The organism is Micromonospora sp. DSM 43699 (assembly GCF_055517075.1).
In genome coordinates this window covers 15,682-34,196 of sequence record NZ_JBTMMT010000039.1, presented here as the reverse complement: position 1 = coordinate 34,196, position 18,515 = coordinate 15,682, and the positions used below count along the sequence as shown (strand labels likewise).

The following is an 18,515-nucleotide window of genomic DNA, read 5'->3' as shown; positions in this document are numbered from 1 at the left end:
CTTCGACCCGTGGCCGAGCCGTGCCGAGGACCGCACCGGCTGGAGGACACCGTCGGCCGCCAGCCGCTCGCGGAAGCCCCGGAACCGCTGCCCCAGCGGGACCCGGCCCGCGGTCACGAGGCCCCTCCGACGAACGCGGCGACGGCCGCCGCCGTCATGGCCAGCGCGGCCAGCCCGGCCCGCCGCCACATCCTCGGCAGATCCCGGGTGGTGACCACCGGGTCCGGCGGCAGGCCGTACACCTCGGGCTCGTCGAGGAGCAGGAAGAACGCGCCGTCGCCGCCGACGCCGTCGGTCGGGTCGTGGCCATACAGTCGGGCCTCCGGCACGCCCCGGTCGTGCAGCGCGCTGACCCGCTGGGCGGCCCGCTCCCGCAGCTCGTCGAGGGGACCGTACTGGATGGACTCGGTCGGGCAGGCCTGGGCGCACGCCGGCGTCATGCCGGCGCCGAGCCGGTCGTAGCACAGCGTGCACTTCCACGCTCGGCCGTCGCCCTTACGCTGGTCGATCACCCCGTAGGGGCAGGCCGAGATGCAGTAGCCGCAGCCGTTGCAGATGTCCTCCTGCACCACGACGGTGCCGAACTCGGTGCGGAACAGCGACCCGGTGGGGCAGACGTCCAGGCAGGCGGCGTGGGTGCAGTGCTTGCAGACGTCCGACATCATCAGCCAGCGGAAGTCGGTGCGGGTCTCGACACCGGTCCCCCGGCCCGGCGGGACGGCCCCGGGCATCCCGAGGAACTGGGTTCCCGTGCCGACGGCCCCGCCCGCAGGCACGCCGCCTGTGCCGCCCGGGGCGGTGGTCGGGGCGGTGCCGCCCGGCCCGGCGGTGGTCGGGGCCGTGGCAGTGGTGGCAGTGGCCATCCGGGCAGCGGCGTCGGCGCTGCCCGGGGGGACGCCCGGGTCGGTGCCGCTGGCGCTGCCGGTGCCGGCGGCGACCGCCGCCGACGCGGCGCTCGCCGCCCCGCCCGTCGGATTCCCGGCGAACGGCGCGCTGCGGTGACCGGCCGGCACCGGCTGCTCGACGAAGGCCACGTGCCGCCAGGAGTTCGCGGTCAGCGCGCCGGTGTTGTCGTACGACATGCCGAGCAGGTCGAAGCCGGACTCCGGGACGGCGTTCCACTCCTTGCAGGCCACCTCGCAGGCCTTGCAGCCGATGCAGACGCTGGTGTCGGTGAAGAACCCCATCCGGGGGCCGGCAGACGTCCAGCCCGCGTCCGGGGCCGGATCGAGCGGACCGTAGAGACTGTTGCCGTCAGGCATGGTCGGCGCCCTTCTCCCGTGGCCCGTCGTCACTGGGACCCGCCGGCCGGCGGACCCGGGTCGTCACCGTCGGCGGGCGTTCACCGGGGACGATCCCGGCCCGTCGACGGTAGTCCTCGACCAGGTCCCGCAGCGGTGGGCCGGTCGGCCGCCGCCCCGGAAGGATGTCACAGGTGCCGACCTTGCTCTCCTGGATGAGCACGTTCGGGTCCAGGGTGATGCCGAACAGGTCGTTGGCCGAGTCGCCGGTGACCAGGCCCTCGTACCCGAAGTGGTACGGCAACCAGAGCTGGTGGATCACCCGGCCGTCCACCCGCAACGGGGTGAGCCGGTCGGTGACAAGCACCTTCGCCTCGATCACCGCCCGACCGCTGACCAGGTGCGCCCACCCCAGGTGGGTCAGCCCCGCCTCGGCGGCCAACTCCGGGGACACCTCCACGAACATCTCCGGTTGCAGCTCCGCAAGCGGTCGCACGGTGCGGCTCATCGCGCCGGCGGTGTGGTGTTCGGTGAGCCGGCTGACCGTGAACACGTACGGGAAGACGGCGCTGTGCTCCTGTGGCGGGCTCGGGTTCACCGAGTTCACCGGGTGGGCGTAGACCTTCCGCGTCGGGTTGGCCTGCTGACCGTAGAGCGGGTTGCGCATCGGCGACTCTGCCGGCTCGTAGTGCGTCGGCAGCGGACCGTCGAGCACCCCGCTCGGGGCGTACAGCCAGCCCTTGCCATCGGCCTGCATGACGAACGGGTCGTCCCCGGCCAACGCCTCGGTACCCGACGCGCCCTCTGGCGGCCGGTACGTCGGCGGCTTGGTCTTCTCGAAGTCCGGCACGTCGTAGCCGGTCCACTCGCCGGCCTGCGGATCCCACCAGACGTACTTCTTGCGCTCGCTCCACGGTCGGCCCTGCGGGTCGGCCGACGCCCGGTTGTAGAGGATGCGCCGGTTCGCCGGCCACGCCCAGCCCCACTCGGCGGCGACCCAGTCCTGCTCGTGCCGGGACCTGCGCCGGGCGGCCTGGTTGACCCCGTCGGCGTAGACGCCGGTGTAGATCCAGCAGCCCACCGCCGTGGACCCGTCGTCCTTCGCCTCGGCGAACGAGGCGAGTGGGCGGCCGGTGGACACGTCGTACCCGTTGATCTCGCGCAGCACCGCCTCGGCGCTCGGTTCGGCCAGCGGGCCGTGCGTGGGGTAGTCCCAGGCCAGGTCGAGCAGGGCGCGGTCGCGCCGGTGGGCGGAACCGGCCAGCTTCTCCCGCAGCCGCCGCCCCAGGTGGTAGAAGAACCACAGCTCGGAGCGGGCGTCGCCCGGCGGTTCGACGGCCTTCTCCCGCCACTGCACCAGCCGCTGGGTCTGGGTGAAGGTGCCCTCCTTCTCCACGTGCGACGCGGCCGGCAGGAAGAACACCTCGGTACGGCACTCCTGCGGCACGATCTCGCCGGTGGCCACCTCCGGGCCGTTCTTCCAGAAGGTGGCGCTCTCGATCATGAACAGGTCGCGGACGACCAGCCAGTCCAGGTTGGCCATGCCGAGGCGCTGCGCCCGCCCGTGCGCCGAGCCGACCGCCGGGTTCTGACCGAGCAGGAAGTACCCCTTGATCTTGCCGTCGATCATGTTCAGCACCTGCTGGTAGGTGCCGTGGTCGCCGGTCATCCGGGGCAGGTGCTCGTAGCAGAAGTCGTTCTCCGGGGTCGCCGCGTCCCCCCAGTACGCCTTGAGCAGGCTCGCCGCGTACGCCCGCGCGTTGCCCCAGAAGCCCTTCTGCCCGGGGTGGCAGATGCTGTCCACCCAGTCGTCGAAGGTCGGGTGGTCGGCGTGGTGCGGCATCGGCAGGTAGCCCGGCAGCAGGTTGAACAGGGTGGGGATGTCGGTCGAGCCCTGGATGCTGGCGTGCCCGCGCAGCGCCAGGATGCCACCGCCCGGCCGGCCCATGTTGCCCAGCAGCAACTGGATGATCGCCCCGGTGCGGATGTACTGCACGCCGACGCTGTGCTGGGTCCAACCCACCGAGTAGATCAGCGCGCCGGTGCGTTCCCGGCCCGAGTTCTCCGTCCAGGCCCGCGCCAGTTCCAGGAACTTCTCCCGGGGGATGCCGCAGACCCGCTCGACCATCTCCGGGGTGTAGCGGGCGAAGTGCCGGCGCAGGATCTGGTAGACGCAGCGCGGATGCTGGAGGGTCTCGTCCCGCTCCGCCTGGCCGTGCACCCCCGCGCCGTGCGACTCGTGGAGCAGACCTGCCGCGCTGTCGCGTTCCTTGGCGGTGTGCCCGCTGCCGGAGTCCTGCTCGTGCCCGGCGTACTGCCAGCTGGTCTGCACGTAGCTGTCGGTCTTCGGGTCGTAGCCGGAGAACAGGCCGTCGCCGTCCTCGGTGTCGACGAACTGTTCGCTGACGATCGTCGCCGCGTTGGTGTACGCCAGCACGTACTCCCGGAAATCCAGTTCGTTGTCCAGGATGTAGCGCACGACGCCACCGAGCAGGGCGATGTCGGTGCCCGCCCGGATCGGCAGATAGGTGTCGACCACCGCGCTGGTGCGGGTGAACCGGGGATCGACGTGAAAGACCTTCGCGCCGCGGCGCTTGGCCTCCATGACCCACTGGAAGCCCACCGGGTGGGCCTCGGCCATGTTCGAACCCTGGATGACGATGACGTCAGCGTTGGCGACGTCCTGTTGGAAGTCCGTCGCGCCACCGCGACCGAAGCTGGCCCCCAGACCGGGGACGGTGGCGGAGTGTCAAATCCGGGCCTGGTTCTCGATCTGGAGGGCCCCCATCGCGGTGAACAGCTTCTTGATGAGGTAGTTCTCCTCGTTGTCCAGCGTCGCCCCGCCGAGGCTGGAGATGCCCAGCGTGCGGTGCAGCGGCCGGCCCTCGCTGTCGACGTCCTCCCAGGTCTGCTCGCGGGCGGCGAGGATCCGGTCGGCGATCATGTCCAGCGCGGTGTCGAGGTCGAGGTCCTCCCAGTCGGTGGCATACGGTCGGCGGTAGCGGACCGTGGTCTGCCGCAGCGGGCTGGTGACCAGGCTCTTGCTGGCCGAACCCTTCGGGCAGAGCCGGCCCCGGGAGATCGGGCTGTCCGGGTCGCCCTCGATCTGGGTGACCCGGTCGTCGGTGACGAACACCCGCTGCCCGCAGCCGACCGCGCAGTAAGGGCAGACCGAGCGGGCCACCCGGTCGGCGGTCTCGGTGCGGGCGGTCAGCTCGGCGGAACGGTCGGACTGCGCCGCCGCGCCCCGGCCCAGCGGGTCGGTGCCGGTGAGCTGGCGGTAGACCGGCCAGCCGGCGATGAAGGTACGCAAACCCACTGCGCTCCCCCTTCCCGGCATGATCCGTCACACGGCCGACCCCCTGAACATAGGCCAGCGCGGCGTGGTCCGCGAGCGGAGCGCGAGGATCTTTCCGCGACAGACGGCACCGCCCCCGACCTGGCGGGGTCGGGGGCGGTGGCAGAGCGCCGGTGTGCATGTCGCCTCTCGGCGCGTGGCGCAACGCGGCTCCAGCCGAACGGAACTCCGCGACGGCAATTCAGGTGAGGCCCGGGGACACTGGACACACCGACGCTCCGGTCACCAGGATACCTCGCCCGGCGCTTCACCGCCCCCTTCCGCGCGGAGCCGCAACGGTGGGCAGACGCCAAAAGATCGGCGGGTCGGGAAAGGCACGTACCTGAGCTGGTCGCACCGGCGTTACCCTGACACCATGCAGGCCACCCTGGCGACCACCCACCTGGCCCGACCGGGCCGCCCGGTGGTGGTGGCGCGTACCCTCGCCGAGCTGACCGGCCCCACCGGTGGGCTGGTGGAGCTGCCGGTCCGGTTGATGTGGAGCAGCGAGCGGACCTTCGACCTGGCCGAACCGGACGATCTGCTCTGGCTGTACGAGAACGTGCTACGGGAGACCACCCGGGCCGACGACCTGCGGGCGCTCATCGACGGGCGCACCCTGCGTCGGGTGTGGCGGCGGCTCAACCTGCCCCGGGGGGTACGGCAGGCCTGGGAGAGCCGGCACCGGGGTCTGCGTACCGCGTGACCCACCTGCACGACTTCTACCGGGAGGTGGCCCGGGTCGCCCTGACCGCGGCCGGGCCGCACCGGTTCGTGCTGGGCGGCGGGGTGGCCTGGGCGGCGCACGGCCTGGTCACCCGCCCCACCGAGGACGTCGACCTGTTCGCCGACGTGGAGGGGGCCGCCGAGGCGGCGGCGGAAGAGGTGCGGACGGCGCTGGAGCGGGCCGGGTACACCGTCGCGGTGGCCGACCCGGACAGCGACCTCGGTGATCTGTTCGAGGGCTTCGACCGGGACATCAGGGACTTCGTGGTCGGCCGGGACGACAGGCGGATCCGGCTCACCCTGGCCCGGCTCGACAGGTACCGCTCACCTGTCGTGATGGACCTCGGCCCGGTGATGGACGTCCGCGACCTGCTCGCCAACAAGACCGCCGCCCTGGTCAACAGGCGGGAGGCCCGCGACTACATCGACGTGGCCGCCGCGCTGGCCCACTACCCGGTCGACGAGCTACTGGCGCTGGCCCGGCAGGTGGACCCGGCGCTGGAGGACGAGGACGTCCGGGCCGCCGGCCGCTACCTGGACCGGCTGCCGGACCGGCGACTCGCCCGCTACGGCCTGGACCCGGCGCAGATCGCCCAGGTGCGGCACCGGCTGACCGGCTGGCCCCGCTGAATCCCGCCCCATCCTGCCGGGTCCACCGGCCGGGCCGGACCCGGGCGCCGGCCGGTGGACCCGCGCGCTCACTTGGTGAAGCGGCCACCGGTGACGCCGAGGATCTCCCCGGTGACGTAGCTGGACTCCTGGGAGGCGAAGAAGACGTACGCGGGGGCCAACTCGGCGGGCTGCCCGGCCCGGCCCATCGGGGTGTCGGTGCCGAACTGCTTCACCTTCTCCGGCGGCATGGTCGCCGGGATCAGCGGCGTCCAGATCGGACCGGGCGCGACCGCGTTGACCCGGATCCCCCGGTCGGCGAGCTGCGCGGCGAGGCCCTTGGTGAAGTTGGCGATGCCCGCCTTGGTGGTGGCGTAGTCCAGCAGCGGCGGCGACGGGTCGAACGCCTGGATGGAGGTGGTGTTGATGATCGTCGCGCCCTCCTTCAGGTGCGGGACGGCGCTGCGGCAGAGCCAGAACATGGCGTACAGGTTGGTCTTCATCACCCGGTCGAACTGCTCGGTGCTGATCGACGTGATGCCGTCGTCCTGGGCCATCTGGTAGGCCGCGTTGTTGACCAGGATGTCCAGCCCGCCGAGGTCGGTCACGGTCCGGTCGACCAGGTCACGGCAGTGCTGCTCGTCGGTCAGGTCGGTGCGTACCGCGACACCCCGCCGGCCGGCCTCCTCGATCAGCCGCACCGTCTCCCGGGCGTCGGCGTCCTCCTCCTCGCTGAGGTAGGACACGACCACGTCGGCACCCTCCCGGGCGAAGGCGATCGCCACCGCCCGGCCGATGCCCGAGTCGCCACCGGTGATCAGGGCCCGCTTGCCGGTCAACCGGTCGCTGCCCCGGTACGACGTCTCGCCGTGGTCGGGCTCGGGGCCCATCTCGTCGGTCCGGCCGGGCACCGACTGCTGCTGGACCGGCTGACCGTCCTGGTGGCCGTACTGCTCGGTCGGGTCCTGGGGGGTGTACTGGTCCTGGCTCACCGTGCGGCTCCCTGCCTGGTTTCGTCCGTTCTGGGTCCAAGGCTCACCTACCCCGACGGCCGAGCCGGAAACAAGCCCGACGGCCAGGCCGGAAACAAGCCGACCGCCGGGCCGGAAACACCCGCAGGCGGGGTCGCCGCGATGGCGGGAAGGTGGCCTGCGGGGTCGGCGCGGTGAACAGTTCCGGCCACTGTGGCAGGAGCGGCCGCTTGTCGTTATGGTGCGCAGCGGCGCCCACGAGGCGCATCCACCCCCATCGAAGGGCACCCTCATGACCTCCTTCCCCGACGCCTCGCGCCGCCAGGTGCTGGCCGTCGCCGCCGCTGCGGCGACCGCCCCGCTGATCGCCGGCGAACCCGCCCGCGCGGCCGAACGGAAGCCCCCGAAGGGGCCGCGGACCTGGGACCTGACCGTGCTGGGCACCTCGGACACCCACGGCAACGTCTACAACTGGGACTACTACCGCGACGCCGAGTTCGACGACAGCAGACACAACGACGTCGGCATCGCCAAGCTGGCCACCCTGGTCAACCAGATCCGCGCCGAGCGCCGGGGCCGGGCCACCCTGGTCCTCGACGCCGGGGACACCATCCAGGGCACCCCGCTGGCCACGTACTACGCCAAGCAGGAGCCGATCACCGTCACCGGCGAGACGCACCCGATGGCCCGCGCCATGAACATCCTCCGGTACGACGCGGTCACCCTCGGCAACCACGAGTTCAACTACGGGTTGCCGCTGCTGGCGACCTGGATCGACCAGCTGGGCTTCCCCGCGCTGGCCGCGAACGCGGTGAACGCGAAGACCGGCAAGCCGGCGTTCCGGCCGTACGTGCTCAAGCGGGTGCGGCTCGGCGGGCCCGGAGCGCCGACGCTGACGGTGGGCATCCTCGGCCTGACCAACCCCGGGGTGGCCATCTGGGACAGGGGCAACGTCGAGGGCAGGCTGGTCTTCCCGGGCATGGTGGAGACCGCCGCCACATGGGTGCCGATCATGCGGGCCCGGGGCGCGGACCTGGTCGTCGTCTCCGCCCACGGTGGCGACAGCGGCACCTCCAGCTACGGCCCGGAACTGCCCAACGAGAACCCGGTGGCGCTGATCGCCCAGCAGGTCCCCGGCATCGACGCGATCCTCTTCGGCCACGCGCACAACGAGGTGGTGCAGAAGTTCGTCACCAACACCGCCACCGGGGCACAGGTCCTCACCGCCGAACCGTCGAAGTGGGGCCAGCGGCTGACCCGGATGGACTTCACCCTGACCCGGGAGCGGGGCCGCTGGAAGGTCGTCGGCAAGGGCGCCACCATGCTCGACACCAACACGGTGGCCGAGGACCCCCGGGTGCTCGCCGCCGTCCGGGGCCAGCACGCCAAGACGGTCGGCTACGTCAACACGGTGGTCGCCCGGTCCGCGCAGGAGCTGTCCGCCGCCGAATCCCGCTACCGGGACACCCCGATCCTGGACTTCATCAACCACGTCCAGACCGAGGTGGTCACCGCCGCCCTCGCCGGCGGCGCGTACGGGTCGCTGCCGGTGCTGTCGATCGCCGCGCCGTTCAGCCGTACCGCCGTCTTCCCGCAGGGCGACGTGCGCATCCGGGACGTCGCCGGGTTGTACGTCTACGACAACACCCTGGAGGCGGTGGTGCTCACCGGTGCCGAGGTGAAGGCGTACCTGGAGTTCTCGGCGAAGTACTTCACCACCCTGCCGGTCGGCGCGCCGGTCGACCCGGCGACCGTCAGCGACCCGGCGGTCCCGGACTACAACTACGACGTGATCTCGGGGCTCGACTACGACATCGACGTCTCCCGGCCGGTCGGCCAGCGGATCACCCGGCTGGTGCTGCCGGGCACCGACACCCCGGTCGCCGCCGACGCCCGGTTCGTCGTCGCGGTGAACAACTACCGGCGCAGCGGCGGCGGCAACTTCCCCGGCATCGTCAAGACCCAGGTGTACAACGCGCAGCAGGAGATCCGCCAGCTGCTCATCGACTGGGCGCAGGCGAAGGGGACGATCGACCCGGCCGACTTCTTCGTGCCGAACTGGCGGCTGGTCCGCGCCGGCGTGCCGGTCTTCTGAGCGCACGGGCGGCCGGGCCGGGTGGGTGCCGCGCCCACCCGGCCCGGTCCGTCGCCCGATCAGCCGCCCGCGCGCGAGTCCTGCTCGTACTGGCCGGGGGTCGGGTCGGGACTGAAGCGGGGTGGCTCGGTCTCGGTCGACGCCCCCCGGTCCTCGGGGCGTACCGGCGGCGGCAGCTCGCCGAAGCGCACGTGCCGCAGGAACGCGTGCTGCTCGTCGGTGAACGGTGCGGTGGGTTCGCTCATGACTCGTAGTGTGCGCCCGGCATCAAGGCCGGTGGGAGGGGTAAGCGCGCGGAACCGTCGGCGACGAGAGGACGAGACCATGCGCGCGGTACGGATGACCGCTCCCGGGGTGCTCGAACAGGTCGAGGTCCCGACCCCCACGCCCGGCCCCGGTGAGGTGCGGGTACGCGTCGGCGCGGTCGGGGCCTGCCACTCCGACCTGCACATCCTCGACGCCCCGCCGGGGACCTTCCCCACCCCGCTCACCCTCGGGCACGAGATCGCCGGCACCGTGAACACCGTCGGCGACGGGGTCACCGGGTGGTCCGCCGGGGACCGGGTGGCCGTCTACGGGATCATCGGCTGCGGCTCCTGTCGGGGCTGCCTGCGTGGCCGGGAGAACCAGTGCCGGAAGGTGCCGGTCGGTGGCGTCGGGCTCAGCCGTGACGGTGGGCTGGCCGAGCACGTGCTGGTGCCCGCCTCCCGGCTGCTGCCCGTCGGCGACCTGGAGTTGACACAGGCGGCGCCGCTGACCGACGCCGGGCTGACCCCGTACCACGCGATCGAGCTGGCCCGGCCGGCACTGCGGCCCGGGACGTCCTGCGTGGTGATCGGCATCGGCGGGCTGGGGCACATGGCGGTGCAGATCCTGGCCGCGACCACCGCCGTGCGGATCATCGCGGTGGACAGCGACGTCGCCGCCCTGGACCTGGCGACCCGGGTGGGCGCGCACCACGTGCTGCCGGCCGGCCCGGACACTGTCGACCGGATCCGGGAACTCGTCGGCCCCGCACCGGACGGCGCCGACGTGGTCGTCGACTGCGTCGGGGCGGACGTCACCCTCACCACCGCCCGCAACGTCGTCGCCACCGGCGGGCGGCTGCTGCTGGTGGGGCTGGCCGGCGGCACCCTGCCGGTGCGGCCGGTCGCCGACGAACCGCCCACGGTGCCGCTGGAGACCAGCGTCGAGGTCCCGTTCTGGGGCACCCGGGCGGAACTCCAGGAGGTGATCGCCCTCGGTCGGGCCGGGCTGCTCACCGCCGACGTGCAGACCTTTCCACTGGACCGCGCCCCGGAGGCGTACGACCTGCTGCGGGCCGGCGACATCCACGGCCGTGCGGTGATCGTGCCCTGACGTCGGTGGCCCCGCCGGGCGGTCGGGGTCAGCGGCCGGCGAGGTGGGCGCGCCGGCTGGCCAGCCGGTCCAGCAGGGCCAGCGCCGCCCGCACCGACCCCCGGTCCAGGGTCCGGTCGAAACTCGACCGGCCCTGGCAGAAGCGGACGAACATCGCCCAGCCGACCGGGGTAGCAAGGAAGGCGTGGCACACCTCGGGGCGACGGGCGAAGATCTCCAGCAACCGACGGCCGGCGCGCATCGACGGCACCAGGCGCTCGTGCACGTCCCGGGGGTAGCGGTCCAGGTCACCGGCGGCTACCGCCGCACCGGCCAGCGTCCCGGAGCGCAGGGCGTAGCTGATCCCCTCCCGGGTCCACGGCTCCAGCAGGCCGGCGGCGTCCCCGGCCACCAGCACCCGGCCGTGCCGCAGCGGCGCGTCGTCGACCCGGCAGCGGGTCAGGTGCCCGGAGTCGTGCTCGGCGGTCACCCCGGCCAGGCCCAGCCGGTCGAGGAGGTCCCGCAGGTAGGCCCGGGTCCGGTCGCCCTCACCCCGGGCGCCGATCACGCCGACGGTGAGCCGGTCGCCCTTGGGGAAGACCCAGCCGTACGCGCCGGGGAACGGGCCCCAGTCCAACAGCAGCCGTCCCCGCCACCGGGCCGCCTGCGCCGGTGACACCGGAAGCTCCCGTTCCAGGCCCAGGTCCACCTGACCGTAGCGGACCCCCACGTGCCGGGCGGTCACCCCGGCGGAGCCGTCCGCCCCGATCACCGTACGGGCGGTCACGGCGGTGCCGTCGGCCAGCCGTACGCGTACCCCGTCGGGGTCCTGGTCGAGGGCGCGGACGGCGACGCCCCCACGGACCTCGGCCCCGGCGGACACCGCCGCCGCGCGCAGCCGGTCGTCGAACTCGTCGCGGCGCACCATGGTCACCAGCGGTGTGCCGTGCCGTCGGGTGAAGCCCCGCCGCCCGTCCCGGGTGAAGGTCACCCGGTCGACCCGGTCGTGCGCGGGCACCTCGATCCGGCCCGCCACCGCCGACAGCGAGGTGCCGATCAGGCCGCCTCCGCAGGTCTTGTAGCGGGGGTGCACGGCCCGGTCCAGCACCAGCGTCCGCACGCCGGCCGTCGCGGCCTCCCGGGCCGCGCTGAGCCCGGCCGGCCCGGCGCCGACGACGACGAGATCCCAGCTGATCATGCCGGCCAGCCTAGGGCACCGGCCCGCCCACAGGCCCATCCGGCAGGCCCACCCGGCAGGCATTGTCGGGCCACCAGCGGGTAAGCCGGGCCACCCGACCGGTCGGCCGGGCCACCGCAAGGAGGGGATCATGCAGCAGGTACGTCTGTCGGAGGCCGAGGTACGCGTCTACGAGGCGGTGACCGTGCTGGAGACGCGCGGTCAGGTGCCGTACCCGGACCTGATCGCCGAGGAGGCCGGGCTGACCGAGCAGGACGTGCACGCCCCGCTGCGTCTGCTCACCGAGAAGGGTCTGCTGCACCGGGAGGACTCGCCGCTGGCCGGGCTGGACTTCGGCCCCCGCTGGTGCGCCCGCCAGCCGGCGTGAGCGCCGGTCCGCCCCGCCCCGCAGCCGGCCCGATCGGCGGTTTGCCCCGTCGGTCGCCGGGTAGCGCTGCGGCATGCCCGATCATCGGTCCATGCCCGACCGCGATGCCACATCCGAGAGCCACGACACGCCCGACCGCCGTGCCGTGGTGAACTCGCCGGACGACCGACGCCGTTGGCAGGCCCTCGGGGTCGGTCTGGTCGCGGCGTTCATGACGCTGCTGGACGTCAGCATCGTCAACGTCGCCATCCCTTCGATGGACCGGTCGTTGCAGGCCAGCCCGAGCGACCTGCAGTGGGTGCTGTCCGGGTACGCGCTGACCTTCGGGCTGGTCCTGGTGCCCGCCGGTCGGTTCGGCGACGCCCGGGGCCGGCGCAACGCCTTCGTGGTCGGGGTCGCCCTGTTCACCGTCACCAGCGCGCTGGCCGGGCTCGCCCAGTCCCCCGGTTGGCTGGTCACCGCCCGACTGCTCCAGGGCGTCGCCGCCGGGGTGGTCAACCCCCAGGTGACCGGCCTGATCCAGCAACTGTTCCGGGGCGCGGAGCGGGGCCGCGCGTTCGGCCTGCTCGGCGCGACCATCGGCATCTCCACCGCCGTCGGCCCGCTGCTGGGCGGCCTGCTCATCCAGCTCGGCGGTGAGGACCACGGCTGGCGGTGGGTGTTCTTCGTCAACGTGCCGGTGGGGGTGGTCGCGGTGCTGCTCGGCTGGCGGCTGCTGCCCACCCGGGCCGCCGGCCGGCTCGACCGGCACCGGCTCGACCCGGTCGGGGTGCTGCTGCTCGGGGTCGGCGTGACGTTCCTGCTGCTGCCCCTGGTGCAGCGGGAACAGTGGGCCAGCGCATGGAAGTGGGCGCTGATCCCGGCCGGGCTGGCCCTGCTGGCCGCCTTCGGCCTGTGGGAACGCCACTACGGACGCACCCGGACACCCCTGTTCGACCTGGGGCTTTTCCGGTTGCGGTCCTACACCATCGGCGCGGTGATCGCGCTCATCTACTTCGGCGGGTTCACCGCGATCTTCTTCATCTTCACCCTCTACCTGCAGAACGGCCTGGGCTACCGGGCGCTGACCGCCGGCCTGGCGATCACCCCGTTCGCCCTCGGTTCGGCGCTCGCCGCCGCCCTCGGCGGCCGGCTGGTCACCCGGTTCGGCCGCCCGCTGGTCGCCATCGGGCTGGTCCTGGTGCTGGTCGGGCTGGCCGGGGTGGTCTTCGTGCTGCGCGGCAACCCGCACGGCTCGATCCCGCTGCTCACCGCGGTGCCGCTGCTGTTCGCCGGGCTCGGCAGCGGTCTGGTGATCACCCCGAACCAGACGTTGACCCTCTCCGAGGTGCCGGTGCCGCAGGCGGGCAGCGCCGCCGGGATGTTGCAGACCGGGCAGCGGATCGGCTCGGCCGCCGGCATCGCCGCCGTCGGCGCGCTGTTCTTCTCCTCGCTGGCCAGCACCGACGGCCAGTGGTCGGCCGCGTTCCGGCACTCCCTGCTGCTGGCCATCGGCATCGTCACGCTGGCCCTGGTCGCCGCGGTGGTCGACATCGCCCTCAACCACCGTGCCGCCCACCGCCGCTGAGCGGGCCGTCCACCGCCAACCGCAGGGGAACCGTCGGCGAACACTCACCGTACGGGGCTGCGGACGGAGCGCGGCAACCGGTAGACACATAGACCATGACGAACACCCTCGACCGTCGTACCCTGCTGCGCCTCGCCGGTGCGTCCGCCGGCACCGCCGTACTCGCCGGCTCCACCCTGGCCGCGAGCGGTCCCGCCCACGCGGCGGCAGGCGCGTTCCGACACGGGGTCGCCTCGGGCGACCCGCTGCCGGACGGCATCCTGCTCTGGACCCGGGTCACCCCCGTGCCGGAGGCGGTGCCCGGCTCCGGGCTCGGCCCGGACGTCGACGTCCGCTGGCAGGTCGCCACCGACCCCGACTTCACCACGGTGGCCACCCAGGGCGTGACGCCGACCGGCCCGGCCCACGACCACACCGTCAAGGTGGTGGTGACCGGGCTGGCCCCGGCGACGACGTACTGGTACCGGTTCGGCCACGGCGACGGGTGGTCGCCGACCGGCCGGACGATGACCGCCCCTCCGGTCGACGCGGCGATCGACCGGCTGCGGTTGGGCGTGGTGTCCTGCGCGAACTGGGAGGCCGGGCACTTCGCCGCCTACCGGCGGCTGGCCGACCGGGGCGACCTCAACCTGGTCGTGCACCTCGGCGACTACCTCTACGAGTACGGCACCGGCGAGTTCGACGCCGGCGGCACGGTGGTCCGCCCGGTCGCGCCGACGCACGAGACGCTGACCCTGGCCGACTACCGGATCCGGCACGGGCTCTACAAGACCGACCCGAGCCTGCAGGCCCTGCACGCCGCACTGCCCTGGGTGATCACCTGGGACGACCACGAGGTGGCCAACGACGCCTGGTCCGGCGGGGCGGAGAACCACACCCCGGGCACCGAGGGCACCTGGTCGGACCGGGTGGCCGCCGCCCGGCAGGCCTACCAGGAGTGGATGCCGGTGCGGATCGGCGCGGACGGGGCGATCTACCGGCGGTTGCGCTACGGCAGGCTCGCCGAGCTGTCCATGCTGGACCTGCGGTCGTACCGGTCGCAGCAGGCCACCGGCACGGCGGTGGACGACCCGACCCGCACCATCACCGGCGAGGCCCAGTTGCGCTGGCTCAAAGACGGGCTGGCCACCTCGACGGCGCAGTGGAAGCTGGTCGGCAACCCGGTGATGATGGCCCGGGTCGACGTCGGCTCGCTGCCGGCGTGGCTGCTCGGTCCGCTGGGCGAGCTGCTGGGCATCCCGCAGAACGGGGCGGTGCTCAACCCCGACCAGTGGGACGGCTACAACGCCGACCGTGACCGGTTGGTCGACCACCTGCGGGCGACCGGAACGCGGGACGTGGTCTTCCTCACCGGCGACATCCACACCTCGTGGGCCAACGAGGTGACCACCCGGTCGACCGGGTTGACCAACCCGGCCGCCGCCGAGTTCGTGGTGCCCTCGGTGACCAGCGACAACCTCGACGACGTCCTCGGGCTGCCGGCGGGCAACGGGCTGAGCCTGCTCGGGGCGACCCTGCTGCGGTCGACCAACCCACACGTGAAGTGGACGGAGCTGGACGGGCACGGCTACGGCGTGCTGGAGGTGACCCCACAGCGCTGCCGGATGGACTGGTACCACCTGCTCGACCGGACCCGGGCCGACAGCGCGAGCCGCTGGGCCGCCGGGTTCTCGGTGGGCACCGGTTCGGCGAAGCTGCGCCGGGAGGACTCCCCGGCGTGACGCGTCGACGCCGACCGGCCGGTCCCGGTGGCGGGAACCGGCCGGTCGGCGTCGCCTCAGCGGGTCACCAGTGCTGCTGGACGATGTCCGCCGCCTGCTGCTCCCACTGCGCGTACGCGTACGGGTAGGCCGAGACCTGCACGGTCTGCGCGGCGGTGGTCAGCGGCAGGTCCTCCCAGCCGGGCACGTTCTTCAGCGCGTCGAAGAACGCCCGGGAGGCGTACCCCGGGTCGGTGATCTGTTCCGGCGTGCCCCAACCCGACGACGGACGCTGTTGGAACAGGCCCTGCGAGTCGTAGTCGTTGTATGCGCCGAGGTGCCCCAGGTTGTACAGCTTCGACTCCTGCAAGGAGGTGGCCACGCCGATCACCGCGCCACGCTCCCCCACCCCGGTCCGCTTGGCCTCCGCGATGATCGCCTTGGCGTTGGCGACCTGCGCGTCGTCCAGCGGGACGCGGGACTGGGCACCCTCCAACCCGTGCGGGATGAGGTCGTCGGTGCTCGGCTTGCCGGCCGGCACCTCGGTGGTGGGGCTGCCCGTGGTCAGGCCGGACTCGACGGTGACGCCCTGCCGGCTCTTGCCGGTCGCCAGGTCGATCGCGGCGCGGGCCCCCTCGTGGGGCCCGGTGGCGACGGGGGCGGCCACGGCCGCCGGGCCGAATGCCAGGCCGCCGAGGGCGGCGACGCCGGCGATGCTCAGTGCGGTCCTGCGGTCCTTCGCGATGGCCGGGAGCCATCGGGTGAAGTCCAGCTTCACGATGGTTGCCCTTTCGATCGTGGCGACGCGCTCCGGGGTGAGCGGGCCTCGGGGGAACTGCCACGCCGGCCGGGGTGTGGTGACCGGCGTATGGGGAACACAACCCGCCGCGCGTATCGGTCATTCCGGAAATGCCGCCACCGCCCCGGGCTGTGGCCCGGGTCACCGGCAAGCCACCCTTGCGGTTTCATACCGAACAAATCACCCGAATCGCGCGCTACCCGGCACACGTGGCGCGGCAGCCCGCGCGGGGTCAGGGGGCGGACCCGGCCGGCAGGTCCCCGGGAGAAGGGAACAGCGCCGGCGTCAGCCGTTGGTGCCGAAGCCGTCGGCGGTGGACCGCTCGTCGACGGCCCGCAACTCCTGGAAGAGGGTGAGCTGAAGGCCGGCCGGCGCGTCGAGCCGCGCGTTCAGCGAGTGCCAGGGGGTGACGGTGGGCGGCGCGACCTCGGTGGCCCCGGCGGCGACGAGCCGGCCGGTGACGGCGGCGGCGTCGTCCACCTCGAACGCCAGCCGGAGCCTCGGGGCCACCTGACGGCCCACCTCGACGTCGTCGATCATCCGCTTCTGCGCCGGGTTGGCGATCTCCAGGGTGGCCCGGCCCGCCTCCAGGATCACCACCCGGGCCTCCCCGGCACCGGAGTACGCGGCCTGTTCCGGCAGGCCCAGGGCGTCCCGGAAGAAGGCGACCGCCACGTCGTAGTCCTCGGCCTCCACCACCAGGCGGAGCTGCCGTACGGCCGGGGGCCGGTGGTCGTCGGTCACCGGACGATCCTAGGCCCGCCGGGCCGGGCGACGGTGGATGCCGCCCGGCCGGTGCCGGTCAGTGGCCGCGGGCCAGCCACTCCTGCAGGTGGGGGGCCTCCGCGCCGACGGTGGTGTCGTCGCCGTGCCCGGTGTGCACCACGGTGTCGGCCGGCAGGGTGAGCAGCCGGGTCCGGATCGACTCGACGATGGTGGCGAAGTCGCTGTACGACCGGCCGGTCGCCCCCGGACCACCGGCGAACAGGGTGTCACCGGTGAACACCGCGCCCAGCGACGGGGCGTGGAAGCTGCACGCGCCGGGGCTGTGGCCGGGGGTGTGCAGCACCCGCAGGACGGTGTCGCCGACGGTGATCTCCTGCTCGTCGGACAGTTCCCCGTCGGGGGCCAGGCCGGGGTGCACCAGATCCCACAGCACCCGGTCGTCGGGGTGCAGCAGGATCGGCGCACCGGTGACCTTGGCCAGCTCGGGGGCGACCCGGACGTGGTCGTCGTGGGCATGGGTGGCGAGGATCGCCACCACCCGGCGGTCGCCGACGGCCCGGCGGATCGCGGCGACGTCGTGCGGGGCGTCGAGCACCACGCACTCGGTGTCGTCGCCGACGACCCAGACGTTGTTGTCGACGTCGAAGGTCTGCCCGTCGAGGGAGAACGTGCCGGAGGTGACGGCGTGGTCGATCCGGGCGGTCACGGGAACACCACCACCGAACGCAGCACGTCACCGTCGTGCATCCGGCGGAACGCCTCCTCCACCTGGTCCAGGGCGATCTCCTCGGTGACGAAGGCGTCCAGGTCGAGCCGGCCCTGCAGGTAGAGCTGGGTGAGCAGCGGGAAGTCCCGGCTGGGCAGGCAGTCGCCGTACCAGCTGGACTTGAGTGCGCCGCCACGGCCGAAGACGTCCAGCAGCGGCAGGTCGACTGTCATCTGCGGGGTGGGCACCCCGACCAGGACGACGGTGCCGGCGAGGTCCCGGGCGTAGAACGCCTGCTTCCAGGTCTCCGGTCGGCCCACCGCGTCGATCACCACGTCGGCACCGAACCCGCCGGTGGCGGCCCGGATCGCCTCGACGGCGTCCTCGGCGGAGGCGTCGACGGTGTGGGTGGCGCCGAACTTCCGCGCCCAGTCGAGCTTACGACCGTCGGTGTCCACCGCGATGATCGTGGTCGCCCCGGCCAGGACGGCACCGGCGACCGCCGCGTCACCGACCCCGCCGCAACCGATGACGGCGACCGAGTCACCCCGGGTGACCTGCCCGGTGTTCATCGCCGCGCCGAGCCCCGCCATCACCCCGCAGCCGAGCAGCCCGACGGCGGCGGGCCGGGCCGCCGGGTCGACCTTGGTGCACTGGCCGGCGTGGACCAGCGTCTTCTCCGCGAAGGAGCCGATGCCCAGGGCAGGGGTCAGCTCGGTGCCGTCGGTGAGGGTCATCTTCCGGGCGGCGTTGTGGGTGTCGAAGCAGTACCACGGGCGGCCCCGCCGGCAGGCCCGGCACTCACCGCACACCGCCCGCCAGTTGAGCACCACGAAGTCACCGGGGGCGACCTCGGTCACCCCCTCGCCGACCTGCTCCACCACCCCGGCCGCCTCGTGACCGAGCAGGAACGGGTAGTCGTCGTTTATGCCGCCCTCGCGATAGTGCAGGTCGGTGTGGCAGACCCCGCAGGACTGCACCCGCACCACCGCCTCGCCGGGCCCCGGGTCGGGCACCACGATGGTGGTGACCTCGACCGGAGCGCCCTTGCTCCGTGAAATGACGCCCCGGACTTCCTGGCTCACGCTGTGTCCTCCCTGCCTGCCGGCACGACGGCCGGGTGGTTCCCGCTCCT

15 protein-coding genes and 1 pseudogene are annotated in these 18,515 nt (G+C 73.1%); 7 read left to right on the top strand and 9 right to left on the bottom strand.

Going from position 1 to position 18,515, the window contains the following annotated elements; translation table 11 throughout:
- Window positions 1–113: 113 nt before the first annotated feature.
- Window positions 114–1,262 (bottom strand): 4Fe-4S dicluster domain-containing protein, encoded by a 1,149-nt coding sequence (locus AC0AIB_RS19215; RefSeq protein ID WP_465097187.1) that lies wholly within the window; start codon window positions 1,260–1,262, stop codon window positions 114–116.
- A gap of 58 nt (window positions 1,263–1,320) precedes the next feature.
- Window positions 1,321–4,560 (bottom strand): annotated as a pseudogene (gene fdh / locus AC0AIB_RS19210) (formate dehydrogenase); the annotation flags it as partial.
- Between the two features lie 394 nt (window positions 4,561–4,954).
- Here fdh and AC0AIB_RS19205 point away from each other — a divergent pair.
- Window positions 4,955–5,284, top strand: coding sequence for a hypothetical protein (locus AC0AIB_RS19205; protein ID WP_328347131.1), 330 nt, complete (start codon window positions 4,955–4,957; stop codon window positions 5,282–5,284).
- On the top strand, window positions 5,281–5,934 hold the full coding sequence (locus AC0AIB_RS19200; protein ID WP_465097186.1) for a nucleotidyl transferase AbiEii/AbiGii toxin family protein: 654 nt from the start codon (window positions 5,281–5,283) through the stop codon (window positions 5,932–5,934). The genes AC0AIB_RS19205 and AC0AIB_RS19200 overlap by 4 nt, the downstream gene beginning before the upstream one ends.
- A 68-nt stretch (window positions 5,935–6,002) precedes the next feature.
- Here AC0AIB_RS19200 and AC0AIB_RS19195 read toward each other — a convergent pair whose 3' ends face one another.
- The gene (locus AC0AIB_RS19195; protein WP_465097185.1) at window positions 6,003–6,905 is read right to left on the bottom strand and encodes an SDR family oxidoreductase; all 903 of its coding nucleotides are present in this window, start codon (window positions 6,903–6,905) and stop codon (window positions 6,003–6,005) included.
- 271 nt (window positions 6,906–7,176) lie between these two features.
- Between AC0AIB_RS19195 and AC0AIB_RS19190 the strand changes: the two genes are divergently transcribed.
- The gene (locus AC0AIB_RS19190) at window positions 7,177–8,979 is read left to right on the top strand and encodes a bifunctional metallophosphatase/5'-nucleotidase (protein ID WP_328347137.1); all 1,803 of its coding nucleotides are present in this window, start codon (window positions 7,177–7,179) and stop codon (window positions 8,977–8,979) included.
- A gap of 59 nt (window positions 8,980–9,038) precedes the next feature.
- Here the strand turns inward: AC0AIB_RS19190 and AC0AIB_RS19185 are convergent, their stop codons facing one another.
- Entirely contained in the window at window positions 9,039–9,224 is a 186-nt protein-coding gene (locus AC0AIB_RS19185; RefSeq protein WP_328347140.1) for a hypothetical protein, read from the bottom strand.
- A 79-nt stretch (window positions 9,225–9,303) separates the two neighbouring features.
- Between AC0AIB_RS19185 and AC0AIB_RS19180 the strand changes: the two genes are divergently transcribed.
- Window positions 9,304–10,338 carry an NAD(P)-dependent alcohol dehydrogenase gene (locus AC0AIB_RS19180; protein ID WP_465097184.1) on the top strand — a complete coding sequence of 345 codons (1,035 nt, stop codon included), beginning with the start codon at window positions 9,304–9,306 and terminating at the stop codon, window positions 10,336–10,338.
- A gap of 28 nt (window positions 10,339–10,366) precedes the next feature.
- Here the strand turns inward: AC0AIB_RS19180 and AC0AIB_RS19175 are convergent, their stop codons facing one another.
- Complete coding sequence (locus AC0AIB_RS19175) at window positions 10,367–11,515, bottom strand: geranylgeranyl reductase family protein (protein WP_328347144.1); 1,149 nt, start codon at window positions 11,513–11,515, stop codon at window positions 10,367–10,369.
- A 130-nt stretch (window positions 11,516–11,645) separates the two neighbouring features.
- Between AC0AIB_RS19175 and AC0AIB_RS19170 the strand changes: the two genes are divergently transcribed.
- The 3 genes from AC0AIB_RS19170 to AC0AIB_RS19160 all read left to right on the top strand — a co-directional run bounded on the left by AC0AIB_RS19170 (window position 11,646) and on the right by AC0AIB_RS19160 (window position 15,170).
- On the top strand, window positions 11,646–11,882 hold the full coding sequence (locus tag AC0AIB_RS19170; RefSeq protein ID WP_328347146.1) for a hypothetical protein: 237 nt from the start codon (window positions 11,646–11,648) through the stop codon (window positions 11,880–11,882).
- A 91-nt stretch (window positions 11,883–11,973) separates the two neighbouring features.
- On the top strand, window positions 11,974–13,449 hold the full coding sequence (locus AC0AIB_RS19165; RefSeq protein WP_465097183.1) for an MFS transporter: 1,476 nt from the start codon (window positions 11,974–11,976) through the stop codon (window positions 13,447–13,449).
- A gap of 95 nt (window positions 13,450–13,544) precedes the next feature.
- Window positions 13,545–15,170: an alkaline phosphatase D family protein gene (locus tag AC0AIB_RS19160; RefSeq protein ID WP_328347148.1), complete on the top strand. Its 1,626-nt coding sequence runs from the start codon at window positions 13,545–13,547 to the stop codon at window positions 15,168–15,170.
- 64 nt (window positions 15,171–15,234) lie between these two features.
- Here the strand turns inward: AC0AIB_RS19160 and AC0AIB_RS19155 are convergent, their stop codons facing one another.
- From AC0AIB_RS19155 to AC0AIB_RS19140, 4 genes are all read right to left on the bottom strand, one after another.
- Window positions 15,235–15,927 carry a hypothetical protein gene (locus AC0AIB_RS19155; RefSeq protein ID WP_465097182.1) on the bottom strand — a complete coding sequence of 231 codons (693 nt, stop codon included), beginning with the start codon at window positions 15,925–15,927 and terminating at the stop codon, window positions 15,235–15,237.
- A gap of 306 nt (window positions 15,928–16,233) precedes the next feature.
- Window positions 16,234–16,692, bottom strand: coding sequence for a VOC family protein (locus tag AC0AIB_RS19150; RefSeq protein WP_328347150.1), 459 nt, complete (start codon window positions 16,690–16,692; stop codon window positions 16,234–16,236).
- Window positions 16,693–16,750: 58 nt separating this feature from the next.
- Entirely contained in the window at window positions 16,751–17,380 is a 630-nt protein-coding gene (locus tag AC0AIB_RS19145) for an MBL fold metallo-hydrolase (protein ID WP_465097181.1), read from the bottom strand.
- Complete coding sequence (locus AC0AIB_RS19140; protein ID WP_328347154.1) at window positions 17,377–18,465, bottom strand: S-(hydroxymethyl)mycothiol dehydrogenase; 1,089 nt, start codon at window positions 18,463–18,465, stop codon at window positions 17,377–17,379. Before AC0AIB_RS19140 ends, AC0AIB_RS19145 begins: the two co-directional genes overlap by 4 nt.
- Window positions 18,466–18,515: the final 50 nt, after the last annotated feature.